Below are 1,765 nucleotides of genomic sequence, written 5' to 3'. Positions count from 1 at the left end.
CCGCCGCGCCATCTGCGTGGCCCACGCCGGGCGCATCGCAACCTGCGCCATCAGGCGCGGGGTCAGCCGGGGCGGGTTGGTCAGGCCAGAGCGTGTCTGGCGTTCGCGCCGCGATGCGACCGGCACGTCCGCCGTCAGGACGAGCGTCCCGAAACCAGCATCCCGGGCGCGCGCCAGCATATCGGTCCGGATTTCGGGATCGCGGGGCGGGTACATCTGGAACCACGCTTGGTCCCCGAGGTGCGGGGCGAGGTCTTCGGGGCTTTGCGAGGCGACGGTGGACAGGCTGTAGGGAATGCCTGCCCGCGCGGCGGCCCGGGCAAGGTGGCCTTCGGCATCGGGCCAGATCAGGCCCGACATGCCGACCGGGGCGACCCCGAAGGGCAGCGGCAGGTTCTGCCCCATCAGTTGAACGCTCAGGTCCGGCTCCATCTCTCCGTGCAGGATCGACGGCATGAGGCCGATCCGGTCCAGCGCCGTGCGGTTGCGCGCCTTGGCCGCTTCGGTGCCGGTGCCCGAATCGAGGTATTCCCAGACGAATTTGGGCAAACGACGGCGCGCGCGCTTGCGCAGATCGGAAAGGGCGGGGTAGGTGGCGTGCAGATCCATGGCGGCATCTGGGGGAGTGCTGAACAGATTGTCCAGCCTTTGCGTTCGGACCCCCGAGAGGTTGGATAACACGAGAACAGGTGGAGAACATGGGTTTCGTTTGCAAGGATTCAGGTTTAGGTTCGCCCCATGAGTGATTTCGACGAAATGGACGCCTTCGAATCCGCTTCGCTGTCCGCGCGGGCGATGGCCGCGCGACCGCAGCCTTACCTCGACGGGCTGAACCCGGCGCAGCGTGCGGCGGTGGAACAGATGGACGGCCCGGTGCTGATGCTGGCCGGGGCGGGGACGGGCAAGACACGCGCGCTGACCGCGCGGATCGTTCACCTGCTCAATACCGGAAGGGCCCGGCCCAACGAGGTGCTGGCCGTCACCTTTACCAACAAGGCCGCACGGGAAATGAAGAACCGTGTCGGCGATATGCTGGGCCGCCAGATCGAGGGGATGCCATGGCTCGGCACCTTTCACGCCATCTGCGTCAAACTGCTGCGGCGCCATGCCGAACTGGTCGGGCTGAAAAGCAACTTCACTATTCTGGACACCGACGACCAGCTTCGCCTGCTCAAGCAACTGGTGGCCGCCGATGGCATCGATGACAAGCGCTGGCCCGCGCGGCTGCTGGCCGGGATCATCGACGGCTGGAAGAACCGCGCCCTGACACCGGACAGGATTCCCGCCGCCGATGCCGGAGCCTACAATCATCGCGGGGCGGAGCTTTACGCGCAGTATCAGGCGCGGCTGAAAGAGCTGAACGCCACCGATTTCGGCGATCTGCTGCTGCATATGGTCACGATCTTCCAGACCCACGAAGACGTGCTGGCCCAGTATCAACGCTGGTTCAAATACATCCTCGTGGACGAATATCAGGATACCAACGTCGCCCAGTACCTCTGGCTGCGGCTCTTGGCGCAGGGGCACCGCAACATTTGCTGCGTCGGTGACGATGACCAGTCGATCTATGGCTGGCGCGGGGCCGAGGTGGGCAACATCCTGCGCTTCGAAAAGGATTTCCCCGGCGCCCATGTGGTGCGGCTGGAACAGAATTATCGCTCCACGCCCCATATCCTCGCCGCCGCATCGGGCGTGATCGCGGGCAACGAGGGCCGGCTGGGCAAAACACTCTGGACCGAGGCGCAGGAGGGCGAGAAGGTCCGCC

Annotated in this window: 2 protein-coding genes; one reads left to right on the top strand and one right to left on the bottom strand. The window is 65.6% G+C overall.

Going from position 1 to position 1,765, the window contains the following annotated elements; genetic code table 11:
- Positions 1-609 (bottom strand): alpha-hydroxy acid oxidase (locus A3764_RS00095; RefSeq protein ID WP_150122002.1); only part of this gene is annotated, 609 nt, incomplete at its 3' end.
- 129 nt (positions 610-738) lie between these two features.
- Here A3764_RS00095 and A3764_RS00090 point away from each other — a divergent pair.
- On the top strand, positions 739-1,765 hold a 1,027-nt coding region (locus tag A3764_RS00090), incomplete at its 3' end, for an ATP-dependent helicase (RefSeq protein ID WP_150122001.1).

Origin of the sequence: Sulfitobacter sp. HI0129 (assembly GCF_001635395.1) — a bacterium.
In the GTDB taxonomy this organism is placed as follows: Bacteria; Pseudomonadota; Alphaproteobacteria; order Rhodobacterales; family Rhodobacteraceae; genus Sulfitobacter.
Note: the sequence above shows the minus strand (reverse complement) of the source record. Positions and strands in the feature narration are given on the sequence as shown.